16 protein-coding genes are annotated in these 18,655 nt (G+C 37.4%); 7 read left to right on the top strand and 9 right to left on the bottom strand.

Annotation, left to right across the window (positions count from 1 at the left end; translation table 11 throughout):
• Positions 1–290: 290 nt before the first annotated feature.
• The 3 genes from yghU to H4J70_RS13595 form a co-directional block, all read right to left on the bottom strand.
• Entirely contained in the window at positions 291–1,163 is an 873-nt protein-coding gene (gene yghU / locus H4J70_RS13605) for a glutathione-dependent disulfide-bond oxidoreductase (RefSeq protein ID WP_182170274.1), read from the bottom strand.
• A gap of 154 nt (positions 1,164–1,317) precedes the next feature.
• Positions 1,318–2,112, bottom strand: coding sequence for an ABC transporter substrate-binding protein (locus H4J70_RS13600; RefSeq protein WP_182251287.1), 795 nt, complete (start codon positions 2,110–2,112; stop codon positions 1,318–1,320).
• 474 nt (positions 2,113–2,586) lie between these two features.
• Positions 2,587–2,757, bottom strand: coding sequence for a hypothetical protein (locus H4J70_RS13595; RefSeq protein WP_182214298.1), 171 nt, complete (start codon positions 2,755–2,757; stop codon positions 2,587–2,589).
• 304 nt (positions 2,758–3,061) lie between these two features.
• Here H4J70_RS13595 and H4J70_RS13590 point away from each other — a divergent pair, with 304 nt between their 5' ends.
• The gene (locus H4J70_RS13590; protein ID WP_182251286.1) at positions 3,062–4,204 is read left to right on the top strand and encodes a GNAT family N-acetyltransferase; all 1,143 of its coding nucleotides are present in this window, start codon (positions 3,062–3,064) and stop codon (positions 4,202–4,204) included.
• Between the two features lie 8 nt (positions 4,205–4,212).
• Entirely contained in the window at positions 4,213–4,815 is a 603-nt protein-coding gene (locus tag H4J70_RS13585) for a DUF938 domain-containing protein (protein WP_182214302.1), read from the top strand.
• A gap of 81 nt (positions 4,816–4,896) precedes the next feature.
• Here H4J70_RS13585 and H4J70_RS13580 read toward each other — a convergent pair whose 3' ends face one another.
• The 4 genes from H4J70_RS13580 to H4J70_RS13565 all read right to left on the bottom strand — a co-directional run bounded on the left by H4J70_RS13580 (position 4,897) and on the right by H4J70_RS13565 (position 9,479).
• The gene (locus H4J70_RS13580) at positions 4,897–5,646 is read right to left on the bottom strand and encodes an ABC transporter substrate-binding protein (RefSeq protein WP_182251285.1); all 750 of its coding nucleotides are present in this window, start codon (positions 5,644–5,646) and stop codon (positions 4,897–4,899) included.
• A 107-nt stretch (positions 5,647–5,753) separates the two neighbouring features.
• On the bottom strand, positions 5,754–6,554 hold the full coding sequence (locus tag H4J70_RS13575) for an ABC transporter substrate-binding protein (RefSeq protein WP_182214305.1): 801 nt from the start codon (positions 6,552–6,554) through the stop codon (positions 5,754–5,756).
• Between the two features lie 163 nt (positions 6,555–6,717).
• Positions 6,718–7,275 (bottom strand): class GN sortase, encoded by a 558-nt coding sequence (locus H4J70_RS13570; RefSeq protein WP_182214307.1) that lies wholly within the window; start codon positions 7,273–7,275, stop codon positions 6,718–6,720.
• Positions 7,272–9,479 (bottom strand): marine proteobacterial sortase target protein, encoded by a 2,208-nt coding sequence (locus H4J70_RS13565; protein WP_182251284.1) that lies wholly within the window; start codon positions 9,477–9,479, stop codon positions 7,272–7,274. Before H4J70_RS13565 ends, H4J70_RS13570 begins: the two co-directional genes overlap by 4 nt.
• A gap of 319 nt (positions 9,480–9,798) precedes the next feature.
• Between H4J70_RS13565 and H4J70_RS13560 the strand changes: the two genes are divergently transcribed.
• The 4 genes from H4J70_RS13560 to H4J70_RS13545 are packed head-to-tail and all read left to right on the top strand — an operon-like array spanning position 9,799 to position 12,784.
• On the top strand, positions 9,799–11,190 hold the full coding sequence (locus H4J70_RS13560; protein WP_220470389.1) for a COG3014 family protein: 1,392 nt from the start codon (positions 9,799–9,801) through the stop codon (positions 11,188–11,190).
• A 10-nt stretch (positions 11,191–11,200) separates the two neighbouring features.
• Positions 11,201–11,638 carry a YcfL family protein gene (locus H4J70_RS13555; protein WP_182203657.1) on the top strand — a complete coding sequence of 146 codons (438 nt, stop codon included), beginning with the start codon at positions 11,201–11,203 and terminating at the stop codon, positions 11,636–11,638.
• Positions 11,639–11,677: 39 nt separating this feature from the next.
• On the top strand, positions 11,678–12,280 hold the full coding sequence (lpoB, locus tag H4J70_RS13550) for a penicillin-binding protein activator LpoB (RefSeq protein ID WP_070376678.1): 603 nt from the start codon (positions 11,678–11,680) through the stop codon (positions 12,278–12,280).
• A 30-nt stretch (positions 12,281–12,310) separates the two neighbouring features.
• Complete coding sequence (locus H4J70_RS13545) at positions 12,311–12,784, top strand: glycine zipper 2TM domain-containing protein (RefSeq protein WP_182214311.1); 474 nt, start codon at positions 12,311–12,313, stop codon at positions 12,782–12,784.
• A 68-nt stretch (positions 12,785–12,852) separates the two neighbouring features.
• Here H4J70_RS13545 and H4J70_RS13540 read toward each other — a convergent pair whose 3' ends face one another.
• Entirely contained in the window at positions 12,853–13,038 is a 186-nt protein-coding gene (locus H4J70_RS13540) for a hypothetical protein (RefSeq protein ID WP_182214313.1), read from the bottom strand.
• A gap of 312 nt (positions 13,039–13,350) precedes the next feature.
• Positions 13,351–14,841 carry a M28 family peptidase gene (locus H4J70_RS13535; RefSeq protein ID WP_182251283.1) on the bottom strand — a complete coding sequence of 497 codons (1,491 nt, stop codon included), beginning with the start codon at positions 14,839–14,841 and terminating at the stop codon, positions 13,351–13,353.
• Between the two features lie 465 nt (positions 14,842–15,306).
• On the opposite strand from H4J70_RS13535, the gene H4J70_RS13530 reads away from it, so the two are divergent.
• The gene (locus H4J70_RS13530; RefSeq protein ID WP_182214317.1) at positions 15,307–18,468 is read left to right on the top strand and encodes a TonB-dependent receptor domain-containing protein; all 3,162 of its coding nucleotides are present in this window, start codon (positions 15,307–15,309) and stop codon (positions 18,466–18,468) included.
• Positions 18,469–18,655: the final 187 nt, after the last annotated feature.

The following is an 18,655-nucleotide window of genomic DNA, read 5'->3' as shown; positions in this document are numbered from 1 at the left end:
ATGCGGTTTATCTGCTTGTTAGTATAAGTTATTAAGGCTAAATTCAGCGTATAAGTTAGCCTTAATACTTCGATAAATACGAATTAAACACCTAGTATATTCGAATCTACATTAAATAAATCAGATAATAAATCAAGACTCCTGCTAAGGAATAAGCAGTGAGTCATGATGTTTTTGTCTTTTAACTTTCTTCCCCTGTTACCGCCAAAGGTGGTCATGGCTCATTAGTCAATGAGCCTGCGGGTAAAAAATTTTGGCAGCACAACTATCAGGCTAAAGACCCGAGTTGATTATTGAGAATCGACTAGCTTGTCTTGAGTTTTAAGTTCAAAATCACTGGCATCATGGCGTTCATGTAATTGTTCTTCTAACTCTCCCCAAGTACGATTGACCATTAAACCACGCTTAACAGCTGCTCGATTGCCAACTTCTTCGGTCCATCGCAATAAGTTTTTATAGGATTGCGTTTGTAAAAACTCTGCAGCTTCATAGACTTTATTTTGTACTAATGCTCCATACCATGGCCATATAGCGATATCTGCAATAGTGTATTGCTCGCCACACATATATTTATTATTGGCTAAATGACGGTCGAGTACATCGAGTTGTCGTTTAACTTCCATAGTGAAACGTTCTATTGGATATTCAAATTTTTCGGGTGCGTAAGCAAAAAAATGACCAAACCCACCGCCTAAATAAGGGCCACTACCCACTTGCCAAAATAGCCATGATAAGCATTGTGCTTTAAGTAACGGCTCTTTGGGTATGAAGGCAGCAAACTTTTCAGCCAAATGCAGAAGTATCGCGCCAGATTCAAAAATGGGCAGTTTATTATCGCCACTATTATCAACTAAAGCCGGTATTTTAGAGTTGGGATTGATATCAACAAAGCCTGAGCTAAATTGATCACCGGCCATTATATCAATCAAGTGCGCATCGTATTCGGCTTCTGCTATATTTAACGCTAATAGCTCTTCTAACAAAATGGTGATTTTGACACCATTAGGGGTAGCCAGCGAGTATAGCTGGAAAGGGTGCTTACCTACGGGCAAGTCGCCTTGATGCGTTTCTCCTGCAATAGGGCGATTAATACTGGCAAATTTACCACCAGACTCTTTATTCCATTCCCATATCTTTGGTGGTACATAGGTATCTGTAGACATTGTAGACTCCGTAATTATGATTGAGACTATCATTGAATGATAGTGGGATTTTTAACTAAGTAATAGCAAATTATAAACCCATAATATCAGCTTAGTCTGCTGAAAAATAATGGTGTTAGTAAGCTAACCCCTTAGTGTCTTTAATTTAACTCCATTATTTAAAATTCAACTGATATTTTTTGAGTAATTCTTGATAGTAAGGAGACGCTTTTAACTGCTCAGTGAGTTGCCCAAGTGTGGTATTTATTGCTAGCGAGTCTTTTCTCTTCTTGGTTAGCGCCATATAGACAGGAGTCATTGATATATGTGGCTCTATAGCCTTAACATGGGCGCCAACCTTTTCTTTTAAAATTAATTGATTAAACACTAATGGGTTACTGATTAACATGTCTATTTGTTTGCCGAGCAACAGTTTTAAAAGTACTTCTTCTGTTAATGCGGGCAATTTATTTAGGTAGCTGGCACCATCAAAATATTCGCCGTAGGAATATTCTCTAATAGTGCCGACAGAGTAGGATGTTAGTTGTTTTAATTTTCCATCAAACTCAAAATTATTATCTTTTAAAGTGAATAATTGATTAATTTCATTAGCATAAGAAGGCTCAATAAAATGATACATTTGTTCGCGCTTCGGTGTTTTAAATAAGGTCAGTATTAAATCGATCCTGCCTTCTGCAACCAAGTGAACGGCCCTTGGCCAAGGGAGAATAATAAACTCAAAATCATAGTTTGAATGTGCTTCAATATAATTAAGAACCTCAACCGAAAAACCTTTTATTTCACCATTTTCTGGATAGTAAAATGGGTAGTAACCAATATTTTCCGTAGCTACGGTTAGAATTATTTTGCCCTTTTCCAATAACGCCAAATCTGGCTTTGCGCTCGATTGTGCTAATGCACTTAATGAGTAAAGGAAAAGTAAAGGTATTATTTTTATAAATTTCATCATTATAGGCAGTATAAAGCTTTATTTTTATTTATCTAGCAACTATTGATAGTCAACTTAAAGCCAGTAAAGAACATGATTAGTTGTTAACGTTTTCACCAATTATCTGTTTATACCATTTATTTTCACTGACAAAGTCTGTTGTCGACTTTACTTTGTCAATAAAAGTTAAACCGTTCAAATTCATGCTGAAAAACTGGCTAATTCTTTTTGTTGTTCAATACCTTGTCAGTGATAATGTCGGAATCTGATGTCACTGTACCATGGCACAAAACTGCGCATCCTAGGTACACTTAAACAGTCTTCTCAACCTTTTTTTCTTTAAGCTAATAAGGTCAATACTTCAGGATTGATCATGGCCGTTGCTGGCACTCCTCATCTTAAATATTTTAAACCTCAACTGCACGTTGCCTTAATACAGCACCGCCTATATGCGCGATAGAATGCGCGATAGAGTAGGGAGCGGACTTTAGTTGTTTAATCTTTTGTTTTAATGGTTATTTCAATGTTTTTATTGTCACCGGCAAACCATTTTTGCACATAGATAGACCCTAAAACGGGGGGCATTCCATTCTCAGGTACTTCTTTATATCGAATACTGTTTTTATTGTGCTTTTCAAACTCGAAGTTAATCACTTTCTCAGACACCGGAAATTCACCTTTATTTACTATAAAGATGTATTGTATAAGTGCTGTTAAATAAATTCTAGTACTAGATACTCTCTATATTTCAGCGAAATATCAGGCTGCGTTACTTAGTATTAAGACTCTTTTTATTGTTGGCTATTTTTTATTTTGCCACCCCTGATAACTTAAAAATATGGCTTAGTGATACATTTCGAGAAAAAATAGCGCTATCATTGACGCAACATCCTTTAATAATGCTATTTTGACAGTAAAATTAAGTCACTATTGCTAGATAAACAGCCATTGGCTGTTGAGTAAAACGCGATTGAATGCTGATATAAATATTAATTTTCTTAATCATATTGACAAAATAAGTGCTATTGATTGGCAGGCGTTAAATAATTCACCTAGCCCTTTTCTTGCTTATGAGTTTTTTAGCGCGCTTGAAAAAAGTGACTCAGTTAGTGTTAAACAAGGTTGGCAAGCTCATCATTTAGTGACATCAACAAACGGTGATGTCACAGGTGTGATGCCGATGTACTTGAAAAGCCACTCTTGGGGGGAGTATGTTTTTGATTGGGATTGGGCCGAGGCTTATCAACGCAATGAGATAAATTATTACCCTAAATTAGTCGCAACTATTCCCTTTACCCCCGTAACCAGTAATAAATTACTTTCAGAAAAACTCCAAATAAATGAGTTGTTTGCACCGCTCATTGAACATTGCCAGCAAGAAAACATTAATAGTTGGCATATATTATACTGTGATGAAATAAAAACAGTTTTACCAGCGGATATTTATCAACGTAATACGGTGCAATTTCACTGGTTTAATCGTGATTATAAAACCTTTGACGACTTTCTAGGTACGTTTACTTCGCGCAAAAGAAAAAACACTCGCAAAGAAAGGCTGTCTATTACTCAACAAGATATTAAAATTCGTCAACTGAAAAATAGCGAAATTAGCCGACAAGAACTTGATTTTTTCTATCTAACTTATCAATTAACTTATTTAAAGCGGGGTCATCAACCACACTTGAGCTATGATTTTTTTAAGCAAATAGTGCTTAGTATGACTGATAATATTTTATTGATCATCGCCAGTCATCAGCAAGAAGACATCGCCTGTGCGCTCTTTTTTTATGATGATACTCACTTATATGGGCGATATTGGGGCTGTACTAAACATTATAATAATTTACATTTTGAGCTTTGTTATTATCGAGGTATCGAGTTTTGTATTGAACACAACTTGCAAGTTTTTAACCCGGGTACTCAAGGTGAACACAAAATTCAACGGGGCTTTGAACCAACATTAACCTACTCTTACCACTGGATAAAACACCCAGCTTTTAAGGCAGCAATTAAAAATTTTTGTCATCAAGAGCAACAGCATATGCTAACGTACCAGCAGCAATGCCAGCAGGCGTTACCTTTCAAAACGTTAGCTACCAATGAATCAACTTAAGAAAAATAATGAATAAACCTTTTTCCCAAGCATGTGAAAACAATAAATCACCTATTTTGAATGTTTTAACGAAAGTGTTTGCAAGTGCTAAGCATGTCCTTGAAATTGGCTCAGGAACAGGGCAGCACGCGGCCTTTTTTGGTCCAAATTTACCCCATCTAACCTGGCAAACCAGTGATTTACTAATAAACCATCAGGGTATTAATGCCTGGCTCGATGAAAGCAAGTGGTTGAATGTAAAAAGGCCGGTCGTCGTTGATCTAAATAGAACTTGGCCTAAGCTTAATCAAAATGCCCCCCTTGATGGCGTATATACCGCTAATACACTGCATATCATTAGCTGGCCATTAGTGGTTAAGTTTTTTGAGGGGCTTGCGCAAAACTTATCATCTTCAGCAAGTATTTGTATATACGGACCTTTTAACTATCAAGGGCAGTTCTCTAGTGAGAGTAACGCAGACTTCGATGTGTGGCTTAAAGAAAGAGATAAGGATAGCGGTATTAGAGATATTGAGGCAGTCTTATTATTGGCAACGGGAGCAGGACTTGAGTTAATTGACGATCATCCAATGCCCGCGAATAATCGGCTATTAGTTTTTTCTAAAATATAAAAATTCAATATCGTCAATATTTAACGCCGCTCTCGATTTCAAGCGATTAACAAAAATTGATTAATGGCTTGATGAAAGCCGCTATTTGAAATCGCCGATGTATTTGTTGACGATTGTCTGGATCTCCCCATTACTTTTAAGCTTTTCTACTGATTTTTTTAATATTTTCATTGTCTGGGTATTTATCTTCTTTTTAGAAAAATGAAGTACAAAATCTTTGAAACTTAGTTGTAATGGTGAATTCAATACCTCAGGTTTTATGCCAAGTTGCTTAGCGTTGTAATATAATCCAACATTGGTACCAATACAGCCGTCAATTCGACCACTGATTAACAGTTTTAGCATTTGTGTGTAATTATTGACTTCAACTTTATTAATGGCGGTATCATTATCAAAATTGACATCAAATTCACCGCCTCGCACCACTCCCACTGTTTTTCCATGGAGATCCTTTAGGCTTCGATAGTGAGTTCCCGCCCTAGACAGGATAATAATTGGCATAGTGATCACTGAGACTAATGGGATGGAGATCGCGGGCAACTGATCATTATTGAAACGTAGCACAAAATCTGATTTGCCTTGTTTCAGGTGAATAATAGTACGAGCATAAGGAATTATCTTATTGGTATAGTTAAGCCCTGCTACTTCGGCAATTCTATTACTTATTTCGAACATCATTCCAGTTGGCTTACTATTGTCCCCAATAAAGCCAAAGGGAGCGACATTGATTGTTTCAATCTGGAGTGTTTGCCCGGAAAGTGGAAAAACATTGCCTATTAACGTCATCAAGGTAATAAATTTTACTAGCATATTTTTATTACGTTGTTTCATTACGGCTCTCTTATTATGAAAAGATAACTGTTCAACTTGCGATTAAACGTATACGAGAATAGTGTTAATAGCACACAGCTAACCACCAATTTTACTGGAATGTGTATTTAATTAATTAAACTCACCATGTTTTTTTGCCACTTCTTCCTGATAGTTAACAATACACCACGTTGCTCAAGTAGCATCATTGCATTAATAAGGTTATCTACAATGACTTGCTCTGTGTTTAAACTGCAAGCAAAATGAAAGTTTAGTGTTAACGCCTTGAACTGAAATACATTTTTATATTTTGTTGTTTCTCCCAAGTCTTTTACTCTATTTCTAAGTAAATCATCATTGAGAACAACTAAATCAATATGGCGACTAGATAGGTCTAATAATTTTAATAAGGCATCATAATTGTCAACCACATAAAGGTTTTGGTTTTCAATAAATTTTTTTGATAATAAAAAATGGTGGGTAACATCATCACGTATCACCGCAATGTTATATTTTTTAGCTTCTTCTATAGCAGAGATAGTTATCTGACTATTATTAAGGGAATAAAGAGAGATGGTACTTGAAGCAATATGTCCAACCCACTTAAACAAAGGCTCACGCTCTGGGATACGAGCAAGTGAATATATACAGGTGTTTTTTCCATGCTGTGCTCTTCTATAAGACAACGCCCATGGGTGAGCACTGATGGCGTATTCATACTGAGCTTGTGCTAACGTCGCTTCGACTATTTCTGTTGACAAGCCTTCTATTGCATTGGTCGTGACAATTTGAAAAGGAGCCAAATGTTCAGTAAGAATGCTGATCTTAGTTGCAGATACTTGGCCGCAGTAAAATACCAATAACAATACTAAGCCAAAAGCTAAATTTTTCTTTAGTCCTTTCATAAATTTTATAATTTCATTCATCATATTTTAAACTATAGCTTAGATAATCATTTTACCAACCCCCTCAGGCAATTAATGTTAACGGGATAAACTTTAAATAGCCGTCGGTACTTCTTGATAGATTTTATAAGGTTAAATACCGTAATAATATGGTTATTGGCTTAATGACCCGTAACCACTTATCCCCTTAAAGTAACTTTGCGGTTATCACATACCTTTCATTGCTATTACTGCTCGAGTTATTAAAAGGGTAGCAAGTGATTAATATTAATGATGAGTCATCAGCTAGCAGGGGCATTTGACCTGTTGAAGCGTCAACAATGTTAATCGCTTCAACTTGATAAAGCTGGCTTTGACCATATCGGTCAGTTAATGAAATAATATCCTTCATATCTACCTCGTCTAAAAATGAAAAGTGGCTATCTCTATGGCCAGCAACCACAAAAGGTTGAGCACGGCTGACCTGGTTGAAAGGAGCAATAGCCCCGGCTGAAAAAGCGAGTGTGGTTGGGTCGCCGCCATTAAGTATCACCAGAGACTTTGCTAAGCGTTTAAATGAAAGCTCGGCAATAGGGTAGGTATCAGCCCATGGCCAAGGTTTTATTCTTTGCTGTAAAGCCAGTGTCTGATGCCAGCTATAATTAATTAATTGCTGAGATAACCAAGCTTTAGTAGGCAACCAACTGGCTTGTAAACACAGCAAGCTACCGATGATCAATAAGGATGTTTTAATTAATTTTTTCAAGGTTGACCACCCCTTAATTTAATACACTGATAACCCCGCAATATAATAGCCTCGCTCATAGTTACCAATAACAAGAGTGCCATGCCAAGCAGAAATTGTAATTTCCACCCTAATGCTGTTTTAGGCATAGCGACCATTAAACTTTCATGGGCTTGAAAAACGGTATTCTTAGCGAGTAATAATCCGTCTTTTTGCTGTTTCTCTAAGGCTATAAAACTGGTATAGGGCGATATGATTTGATGCTTGAGTGAGGTAGTAATAACCTGTAACTTCACCTTAGCTTTATCTGCTCCGCTGACTAAGCTATCGAGTAAGCTTTCTATTTTTCTACGCGCCCAAAGGGATGAAATACCGGTTGAAGATTGCTCGCTATCAATAATTAATTCTTGGTGCCAGGGCGCACTGACGGTATCACCTGTTAATTGCAAACTCGTGATAGGAAACTGAGATTTTATCGCTATTTGCAAGGGCTCGTCGAAATATAAATCAGGGATGCTTTTAGGATAAACCTCGAGGTGTTGATGAACTCGGCTGTCGATGATTAAGTCGATATTAGTGATTGCGGGTTGACTTATTTTAGTCATAAAGTCGCTCATCTTTTGTTGAACATCACTTTGGCTTTGAATAAAAACATAGCGACCCCTACCAAATTGAGCGGCTTTCTTCATAAAGTAACCATTGGGCGCAGCGCCTATGCCAACGGTGTATAAACGAAAATCACCTTGGGCATTTTCAAGCAGTTGCATAAGTTCAAATTCGTTAGCGACAGCTCCGTCGGTAATAAAAACTATTTGGCGAATAGCCTGCGCTGCTTGCACAGCACTTTTTTTCATCATCAAAGCGTTACTCAAGGGACGGTACATTTCAGTGCCACCATCGGCCATTAAGTGACTAATAAATTGTTGCGCTTTTTTAATATGATGACCTGCAGCCATTTTGGTGCCGGAAAAGAGTAATTCGGTAGTGTCATTGAAAGCGATAATATTAAAACTGTCTTTATCGTTAAGTTGTAATATAGCTAACGAGAGACTCGCTTTTGCTTGTTCCATAGCCGAACCTTGCATAGAACCTGAGGTATCAATGATAAAAATGATATCTCGTGCGATCACTTGTGCAAGGTCTGTCTTTGGCGGGAAAAAGGTCAGCAGCGTATAATATTCATCTGCTACTTGTTCAGTAAAACTGCTGATTTTAGCTTGCTCACTGGCTAATAATCGCCAGCTTAGAACGAAACTTTTATGAGCGACCATTTCGGCCTGATTTAAGGTAATAAAGTAAGCATTTTGATGGGAGTTTAACGCGCGCATCACTATTTTATGACTAGCACTACTAATCGCAGTAATCGCAATACCCGAATTTAAGGAAATATTAATAGATGATTGACTGCTGGCCATTGAAGGTAAGTGGCTAGGCGCTTTTGTGGTTGATGCTTGCAGCTGTGCAGGTAATTTATCTGCAGAGTACGCTATTCGTTGCTCTGTAAGCTCAGAAGCTTTTGCTACTTGTGGATTTTCAGATAATTGATGGGATAATTTGGGTTGGTACCTTTGAGTCATTGCTAGTGGTAATCGTAGATCAAAATTACCCTGTGAAAAAGAGACTGGCATCATAAAAGTTAGCGTAACAATAACGCTTGCTTGTGGTGGAATATTAGCAATTTTATTGATAAACAAATTAGCTTGTTGTTGCTCGAGTAAGCTCGCTTTTCTTCCTTGGCTTTTCGCTTGTTGATATAAAACCTTAGCGGTGTTTTTTGCCATTATCTCGCCAACTATCTCATTATCGCCAACCTTTATCATTAACCGTTTTATTGCAGCATCTTCAGGTAAGGGAAATTGATAGGTTCCTTCTAAAGCAATCGCATGAGGATTAACGAAGGTTTGTTTTATTTCTACATAAGCAATTAAACCATTAATCTCAACATTGGTCTGAATATCAAGGGGTAAATTGGCTTGCTTTGCTGGATTTGGGTGATCAAATAATAATTGTGGACCATAAATAAGCGTATTATTATTGGCTGTATTTTCAGTCAAAGCCATTTCACTACTTTGTGCATAACGCACTAAAGCCAAAGAAGACAATAGGATAAGAAACACTAGCAGTGATAACTTTAACCATTTATTTCGACGTTTTTTATTCTGTTGTCGGTAATAGTATGAGTCTTGGTAATCTATAAATTGTCGGTTTTTTCTAGAAGTAAACATCACTTGCTCTTTTGTGTAAGTAGTAGATGATATTAAAGCAAAGCATTGAGCGTTAGCGGGGGCGGTATTAGGGCAAAGTACTGACCAAATATGTCAATAATAGGGCAATTAAGCTTTGCTAACGGTTAACACTCTCAGAACATTACAAAATTCTTACAATTTACTCACAATTATTGTATTGCCTATTGGGCTGTTTCGTATTAATTTTACATCTAGCGAATCAAGCGCAGGCTTAGCTAGTAAAGTGTTATAATGTCTTCATCATTAAGGGTTACTTGAAAATTTTATGTGTAAACAGTTATTAATAAAATTTTGTCTTATGTTTTCAGTAGCGACGCTTGTTGGCTGTACATCTATAGGCATGAGTGATTTGTTTTTTGGTTACAGTCAACAGATGCAAGAATCTCGTTCAGCTCAGTTAAGAGGTGATTTCGTTGTTGCTACTACATCAGTTATCTCGGTTAATCGCCAGCATAATAATTATGCCTTGAGCCAACTAGAAAAAGCCCGTTTACAGTTTCTTTCTCATGATTGGCTGGCGAGTCAAAAAAGTTTTGAATTAGCCTACCAACAAGTTCAGGCTGAAGAGCAAGCAGCGAAAATACAAATAAGCAGTGGCTTGAAAAAAGTCAGTGCGGTGGTGACTAATGACAATGCTATTGGCTATGAAATACCTTCATACGAGCAAGGTATGTTGCATTCTTATCAAGCGCTAAATTATTTATATCAAGGGAGTTTAGAGGGCGCTTTGGTTGAAGTGCGCAGAGCTAATTTAGTGCAAGAACGTGCATTAAAAACTAATCAAGCTGAACTCTACAAAGCTGAAGAAGAAATGGCCGAAAAAGGCATCAACAGTAATAAATTATATGAGAACTTCCCATCAATGGATAACCTGATTGGCGATCTAAAAAACAGTTTTCAAAATGCTTATACTTTTTATCTTTCGGGTTTATTGTATGAAACAGCTAAAAAGTTTGATGATGCCTATATTGACTATAAGCGAGCGCTAGAAATATATCCCAATAATACGTTTCTGCAACAAGATGTCTTGCGATTAGCCAATAAGCTAGATATGAATGAAGAGCTTGCCCGCTTTGAGCAAAGGTTTGGCCGCTATCAAGGACAAAATAAAACAAACACAGGTCAAATAGTTGTTATTTTTGAACAAGGAATTGTTAGTGCAAAAGAAGAAGCAAGTTTAAATTTACCTATCTTTAATACTCGCTCAGATTTTAAATTTTTCACTTTTGCTTTACCTGTTTATCGAGGGCGCTTACCGGCATTAATACCTTTGAGTATCAGTATTGATGAAAAAAGTTACCTTTCGCAAGAAATTGTCAGGCTTCAGTCTTTAGCAAGCAAAGACTTAAAAGAAAAATTGCCGGGTTTGGTAACAAGACAAGCGATACGTTTAGTCGCCAAAGAGCAGATACGTCAGAATTTGAGCAAGTCGGGTGGCGATGTCGGTAATATTTTAGCCAGCCTTTATAATATTGCTTCAGAAAAAGCCGATACTCGCAGTTGGTCAAGTTTGCCCGATAATGTGCAAATAATGAGGTTGGATAATGTTGTGGTAGGTCAGAAAAAATTGATGATTTCATATGCTGGTAAACAGCAGGTCGTTGACATTGACGTAGCAGAAAATAGAACAACGCTCATTAATTTTACCGCTCTGGGTAACTTTACCGGTTATCAAACTATAAATTTGTAAGGATAAAAATATGCATTATTTTATAAGAATTTCAGCTATTACCGTGTTCAGCTCAATATTTTTTCTGGGTTGCGCTGCGCCAATAACCTCGGGTATCGGCACCAGTGCGATGACACAAGGTGATGAGTTTTCGAAGCATTTAGAGGTCCATAACCCTAAATTAGCACAACAGCTAAAAATTATTGATGTAAAATCAAGAAAAACCAATGGTTTACTAGAAATAAACCTACAGCTTAACAGTACCTATAAAAAGTCATTGAAATTGCAATACCACTTTAACTGGTTTGATGCGCAAGGATTTGTGATTGAATCACGAAAAACACCCTGGAAGCCACTTGAATTACATGGTTTTCAGTCAACAAGCTTAAGTGGACTCGCACCGAATGAACAGGTTGCTTCGTTCACTGTTTATGTGAGAGAAATCCCAGAAAAAGCTTATAGATATTAAATATTAAAATTTATTACGTTATATATTAAGGAAGTACTTATGAAAAAATTAATGATTGCTACTACTGTTGGTTTAGCTATTACCCTTGTGGCGGGTTGTGCACAAAAGTCAGTTGTTCGCTACGGTGATGCGACAGCGGTTGAGACGACCGATATTAACTTTGGCTCTACTGACTTACAAAAAGTTGCTGGAGAAATGACTGACTCGCTATTATTGTCGCCAGTTGTAGGTACGTTAACGCAAAATAAACGTCCGATCATGTTCGTTGAGCGCCTAAAAAATAAAACCAGCGAACATATTGATACTGAATCAATTACTGATTCAATTTCCACAAAGTTACTACGTTCAGGCAAGTTTCGCTTTGTTGATATGGCGCGAGTAGAAGCGGCTCGTGAACAAATAAAATTTCAACAAGACAGTGGTATGGTTGACACCAATAAAGCTGTGCAATTTGGTAAGCAAGTTGGCGCTGAGTATATGCTTTATGGGAACTTATCAAGTATTGTAAAATCTAACAAAGACAAGTCTGATGTCTATTATAAATTTACACTACGTTTAATGGATTTAGAAAGTGGCTTAGTTGAATGGGCTGACGAAACTGAAATTCGCAAAACTAAAGTTAAAGCATCAGTGGGTTGGTAAGAGCTGATATTCAATATTTAGGGGGAGATCATGAAAACAAAGCTATTTTCTTGTTTGTGCCTATTAACGATTTTATTAAGTCCAATAGTGAATGCGCAATATGACAGAAACAAAGCCGTACCTGTCGAAAAAGTTCTCTTTGGAAAAGTACAATCGGTTAGAAATATTACTGAAGTAGAACTTATCGAAGATAAAGACAAAGGCTGGAAAGTTTTTGGTGGTGCGCTTATTGGTGGTGCGGTTGGCAATCAATTTGGTAGTGGTAGTGGCCGAGATGTTGCTACTGTCCTTGGTGCTTTATTAGGCGGTTCTATGGCCAATAATAAAAACCCACAATACCACCGTAAGACGCTTCATTTAGTTGAATTAATGATAAAAACTGACCAGGGTAAGGAGTTTATGGTCATACAATACTTAGACTCAAGAATGATTTTTCAACGTAATGACGCTATCCGCCTCATTTATTTGGAAAATGGCTCTGTACGGCTTGATAAACAAATGTAAATATTCAAATAAATATATCAGGCTTGATAAAAAGTGAGTTGGTGTTAGCACATGCTCATTTTTTTTGTTTAAATAATAACGACTTCGATGTCATTATCCCTATCTTGTTCAAGATATAACTGTGCTAGGTCAGCACTGCCGAATGATTTTTTGATTTTTTGATAAGCAATGAATTTTTGTCTTGCGAGTTTGGGGTCTTTACTTTTAAGCAGAAATAACCAAGTTTTTACCAGAGCAGTTGGCATTCTTTTCATATTATTACTCCATTAATAACATTTTGATGGAGTATAGATAATATTAATAAAAAAACGACCTTTATTTTAGAAAAAGGCGCTTAAAGCACGCTAGAGTAGATAAAGAAGTTTTAGCTTGTAGTAAAGTACTTGGCCACTTATCAAGTTAATAACTAAATAGATGAGTATTTATCCCCTTCCTTGATAAGAGACAATATCATCGATATAGCCGCTTTCTACTGTCGTAGAATGAGTTTTTTTCCTCTATCAACAAAAAACCGCTAGATATTGCTATCGAGCGGCGAAAAGTATTTAAAACAAGTTGACGAGCTTTTAGTGTTGAATACCACGTTTGTTTTCTTGCCAGCTTTGTTGTAAACCAAAGGTTTTCATCGCTTGTTCAAGGTTATATTTCTCAACCATTTTTACCACTTGCTCTGAGGTTTGACGTTGCCAAGGGATCTGGTCAAGGTTAGCAATACCTAAAATAGTTGCCCCCATAATAGCGGCGTTCAATTTTAATTGTTGTTGGTCTACTTTTTCAAAGGTGTCTGATTGAGCATGATAATTAGATGCATAGTTAGCGTCTGCTTGGTTAGCCACAAGGTTTGCGATACCTTGCATCATAAAGTCATAATTGTCAGTGCCAACAACCGGATCGATTATTTGGCTAAATGAACCCAATTCAGTGTCGGGATGCAAAACACTGTCGATGGTTGCTCTAATTTCTTCACGACCATTAATAAAAAAACCAGTAATAGCACCGGTGCCAATGTCTATGGTTGCGGCTAAGACATGATTATCTAACTCGTCTCTATGTGTTTGAGTGTACCCCCAAGAACCGTACATACCTTGTTCTTCGCCGTTAAAGAGTACAAAGCGAATAGTACGCTTAGGTGTTATAGCAAGCTTAGTGATTTGACGAGCAAGATCTATCACTAGACTAACATTAGCGCCATTATCAAGAGCGCCAGTACCCAAATCAAAAGAATCAATATGAGCACCAATTAAGACAATCTCATCGGGATAGGTGTCACCTTTTATTTCAGCAACAACATTATTAGCTTGATAAGGCTTTTCACCTAATATATTTATTTTCGCTGTTAATTTTAGTGATTCACCTGAGTTCAGTAGGCGTTGAGTGCGAAGGGCACTTTCCCTTTCCATAACAACAATGGCTAATTTATTATCAACCCCTGAGCTAGGTAAGTGGCGGTACAAGAGGTTTTTTGGCCGAGAAGACATATAAATAATACCTGTGGCTTTGACCGCTAACGCTTGTTCTTCGATGATGACCGCATTGTTATACTCTTGAAAAAGGCCTGAGATGCCGCGTTCATCATCCAAAATATCGGTTTCAATAAGTAACCACTTATCTGCTAAGTAATGGTCAATATTCATTTTTTCAAAATCTGCCACGCTACCTTTATTCAGATTGACGATTTTAGCGCTCAGGCCTCGATAATGGGTTTTTTTAGTAAAAGGCATAGCAACAATACGAGGTGAAAAATTTATTTGGCTATTAAAGACTTTAGCGCTAATCGTTTTCTCAGACCAAGCTCTTGGCATAGTAAAACTTTCTTTTTTAGCGGTAACACCCGCTTCATGAAATTTTTTCAGCGCCCAGTTAACCGATTTTTTATTTGCCTGAGTACCTGTTAAGCGAGCGCCTATTTCATCCGTTAGTTGCTTCAAGTCTGAAATAACTGGGGTGGGCGCCTTTAATGTGGCAATTAAGTTTTCAATGTCGCTATTAAAAATAGAGGTCGCGTAAGCACAATTGATTAAAAAAGCTGGCATAAGTAGCAAAGGAATAATTTTCATTATATTATTTTCTTTTATTGTTTTAACTATACATAACGCTTGGGGAATAATCAGTCAAGTTTGTTTTCAATAAAATATTATTAAGAGAAAAAATAAAAAGTTAACATCTTAAAGTAACCAGATAGAGATCAGTTAGATATAAGAATTTCTTTAATGATTTATTAAAACTTTACCCGTGAATTTTTAATATAAATCAGTGGTGAAGCTATCAATTAAATTACAACTCATTTTTAGAGTGACTTTATTTATCAATGTGTTGCTAAAAGTTTACAGAAAAAGTAAACCTTTTAAATTTGTTTACTATTTTTGGTATGAATTCTATACGTTTAGGCTAATGTTAGTTTGTTCAGTTTAACTTAAGTTACGTTTAGTTAAGGATATTACGAAGTTGTACTTGAGTGATCAGTGTTAAGGAATTAGCTGAATAATTATAAAAATAAATATAATTAACTAAAGGATAATATTATGACAAAAGCATCCCCAATAGCGAAAGCTATCAAATACGCACTGCTTGCTGGTGTATCTACTTCAATGTTATCAATGCCTGTTTTTGCTGAAGAAGTTGGCGCAGAAAAAGAAGTTGAACGAATTTCCGTTACGGGTTCACGCTTAAAAAAAGCAGAATTTTCAAATGCTTCACCTATCCATGTCATCACGGCTGAAGATGCAATGAAAGCTGGCGTTAGAACAGTCGCTGATTTATTACAAAATACATCAATGGCAAATGGTCAACAATTTGATGGTTCATATAACTCTAACTCTGGTGGCTCTAATGCATCAGAGGCACCGCCAAGTGGTGGTGTCGGTTCATCTAATGTTGGTTTACGTGGTTTAGGCCCAGAGCGAACTCTTATTCTTATTAATGGTCGACGATTGGGCTCATCAGGTGTGCGAGGTGCTCCATCACAACCTGATTTAAGTTTGATCCCGGTTAATATGGTGCAGCGTATTGAAGTGATCACCGAAGGAGCTTCATCTATCTACGGCGCCGATGCTGTTGCGGGGGTTATTAATATTATTCTCAAAGAAAGTTTTGATGGTTTTGAAGTTTCAGCAAATATTTCTGATACGCAACACGGTGGGGGCGCTACAAAAGATTTCTCATTTATTACTGGTTTTGAAGGTAAAAAATCAAAATTCACCCTCTCTGCATCTTATTATGAGCGCGATCGCATCGCCGTAAAAGACCGTACCGATTGTATTCGTAAAATATTTGAAGACGACAACGGCAAAAGAACCTCGGTGTGCTCAAGCCGCTTTTGGGATAATTCTATCTTAGATATTACCGGTTACAATGCGGATGATCCAAACGCGCCAGTGATGACCTATCCGCATCCATCAGGTATTGGTTTTTTTACCACCCCTGGCTCATCTGATGTTGGCATTCCGGGTTTTAGTTCGGCTTTTGGTTTACCCATTCCAAATGATCCTAACATTGATATTACCAGTTCAGATCAATTTAACCGCCGTATATACTCACCGGCACATTCTGATGCTGTTGACCGTATGGAAGCCGATTTAATTCAACCAGTAACTCGTTTTACTCTGGCGGTAAATGGTAGCTACTCACCTGATTTTTTTGGTGGTGATGAAGAAATATTTTACGAAGGCTATTATTTCCATCGTAACCTAACCAGCTTAGCTTCTACTGAACAAATTTATCCAACAATAGCTGCTAATATCCCCCATGAAGATGCTAATGGTAATTTAGTCACTAACCCCGATGGCTCATTGAATTTAGTTGATAACCCACTAAACCCATTTCCAGATTATGATGTTTCTCACATCATGACTTTAGAAGACTTACCACAAAAACGAGAGGTTGAATTAAATCACTTCCGCTTTGTTACTGGTTTACGTGGTGACTTTACCAGTGACTGGCTATCTAATAAGGGCTGGAGTTATGAGGTGTTTGTTTCATACGACCGCGGTGTTGGTGATCAAACTCAACCCGTAATGAATGAAACTAACCTAGCATTAAGTTTAGGGACATTGCGTCTAGACAATGCCGGTAACCCTATTTGTGGAATTAATGCCCCAGCTGGTATTGGTTTTATTACTGCCAATGAATGTGTTCCTGTCGACTTTTTTGCAGAATCTATCTTTAATGGCGGTAGCTACGGTGGTGGTACATTCGCTACACAAGCAGAAAAAGACTTTTTAATCGGTACGCGTATTAATACAACAACTGTTCAGCAATCAATGCTCTCAGGTTTTGTTACCGGTGACGTCTTTGACTTTGAAAAAGGTGCGGCTGCAACCGTTGCCATGGGACTTGAGTACAGAAAAGATCGCATAGATTCTGCGGGTGATATGCTAGGTTCAACAGGGTTAGTCGCGGCAGAGAATCCTTTAACCGAAGGAGCAACCGTTGGCTCTCGTGATGTGAGTGATGTTTTTGCGGAGATATCATTACCGATTGCGGTCGATCAAAACTGGGCAAATTTATTTGAAGTTGAAGCGGCACTTCGTTATACCGATGAGTCTAACTTTGGCAGTGAATTAACCAATCGTGCACGTGTTACCTACAAGCCTTCTGAAACTTTACTATTTAGCACCTCGTATGGTACCTCTTTTCGAGCACCAAATTTACGAGAGCAATTTCTTGCTAACCAATTTGGAGGTGTAAGTGGTAGTGCTGATCCTTGTATGGTCTCTGAATCTTTAACGACAAATAGCCAATATGATCCCTCTAAAGAAAATCGCTCACAAACAATTTTAGATAACTGTAGTGCTCAAGGTGCTGACTTTACTCAAATTGGTTTGAGTGGCGTACCCAGTATCCCAACCTCTTCAAGCGGTAATGCTAAAGACCTAAAACCTGAAACATCAGAAAATATTACGGCAACATTTAAGTGGACACCGGTGTTTGAAGGGGATTACGAGTTTAACTTTGGGGTTACTTACTTCAGCTTAGTGGTTGAAGATACTATTCGAACAATTAGTGCGGCGACTATTTTAAAGCGTTGTTTTGATTCTCCTAATATGGAAAGCTCATTTTGCCCTCGTATTTCAAGAAACAGTGGTAATGCACCCGTGATTAATTTTCCAAATTTAATTGATACCTCGTTTATTAATATTGGTGAAGAGACCTCGAAAGGTGTTGATGTTAATACACGGTTCGTGACTAACTTTGATAATGTAAGAATGACATGGGACAACCAATATACCTTACAAACTGAACGAGAAGTCACTATATTCAAAGGCGAATCATCTGAGGACTTGTTAGAAGATTTTGGTACGCCAGAGCATCGTTTAGTGTCAACCTTGAATTTTTCAATGGATGAATGGAACTGGATGATCATGGCAAATTATATGTCGGGTACTCAATCAGCTGATGATGTCAGAGATACGGCCAAATGTGATGTCTTTATTAAAAATGAAGACTTAGTTGGTAAGCCACAAACGGTGCCTGTTTGTTCTGCCGATAGTGCGGTTTATGTTAATACATCAGTCACTTATACCGGTGATGACTTTTTAGTGACAGCAGGTATGAAAAATGTCTTTGATAAAGCGCCAGAGTTAGTTGATTTAACTGCTGGCTCGAACCGTGGCAACATGGTGACTTCATCGGGATATGATTTATATGGACGTAGCTTTTTCTTAAATGCTTCGTATCGCTTTTAGTCATTTAAGTAGTCATATTTAAGCAAGTCGATAAAGGGCGATACGAGAGTACCGCTCTTTTTATTCAGGCACTTGTTTGCTACGAATCAAGTTAAGCAGATAACCTTTGTTATTGCCTAAGCCTATAATCTTAAGCTTTATTCGCATTTAAATCATGGCTAGTTGTTAGTAAGGATAAACGCTATCA

Origin of the sequence: Colwellia sp. BRX8-9 (genome assembly GCF_014077245.1) — a bacterium.
GTDB lineage: Bacteria > Pseudomonadota > Gammaproteobacteria > Enterobacterales > Alteromonadaceae > Colwellia_A.
This window is presented reverse-complemented; position numbering and strand designations above follow the sequence as displayed.

Bases quoted from the DNA above. Each gene is read 5' to 3' on its own strand.
- lpoB (WP_070376678.1), top strand. From the start codon at position 11,678: ATGAAAAAATTAATGATTGCTACTACTGTTGGTTTAGCTATTACCCTT.
- H4J70_RS13600 (WP_182251287.1), bottom strand. From the start codon at position 2,112: ATGATGAAATTTATAAAAATAATACCTTTACTTTTCCTTTACTCATTA.
- H4J70_RS13585 (WP_182214302.1), top strand. From the start codon at position 4,213: ATGAATAAACCTTTTTCCCAAGCATGTGAAAACAATAAATCACCTATT.
- H4J70_RS13565 (WP_182251284.1), bottom strand. From the start codon at position 9,479: ATGTTTACTTCTAGAAAAAACCGACAATTTATAGATTACCAAGACTCA.
- H4J70_RS13580 (WP_182251285.1), bottom strand. From the start codon at position 5,646: ATGAAACAACGTAATAAAAATATGCTAGTAAAATTTATTACCTTGATG.
- H4J70_RS13560 (WP_220470389.1), top strand. From the start codon at position 9,799: ATGTTTTCAGTAGCGACGCTTGTTGGCTGTACATCTATAGGCATGAGT.
- H4J70_RS13530 (WP_182214317.1), top strand. From the start codon at position 15,307: ATGACAAAAGCATCCCCAATAGCGAAAGCTATCAAATACGCACTGCTT.
- H4J70_RS13545 (WP_182214311.1), top strand. From the start codon at position 12,311: ATGAAAACAAAGCTATTTTCTTGTTTGTGCCTATTAACGATTTTATTA.
- H4J70_RS13540 (WP_182214313.1), bottom strand. From the start codon at position 13,038: ATGAAAAGAATGCCAACTGCTCTGGTAAAAACTTGGTTATTTCTGCTT.
- yghU (WP_182170274.1), bottom strand. From the start codon at position 1,163: ATGTCTACAGATACCTATGTACCACCAAAGATATGGGAATGGAATAAA.
- H4J70_RS13555 (WP_182203657.1), top strand. From the start codon at position 11,201: ATGCATTATTTTATAAGAATTTCAGCTATTACCGTGTTCAGCTCAATA.
- H4J70_RS13575 (WP_182214305.1), bottom strand. From the start codon at position 6,554: ATGATGAATGAAATTATAAAATTTATGAAAGGACTAAAGAAAAATTTA.
- H4J70_RS13535 (WP_182251283.1), bottom strand. From the start codon at position 14,841: ATGAAAATTATTCCTTTGCTACTTATGCCAGCTTTTTTAATCAATTGT.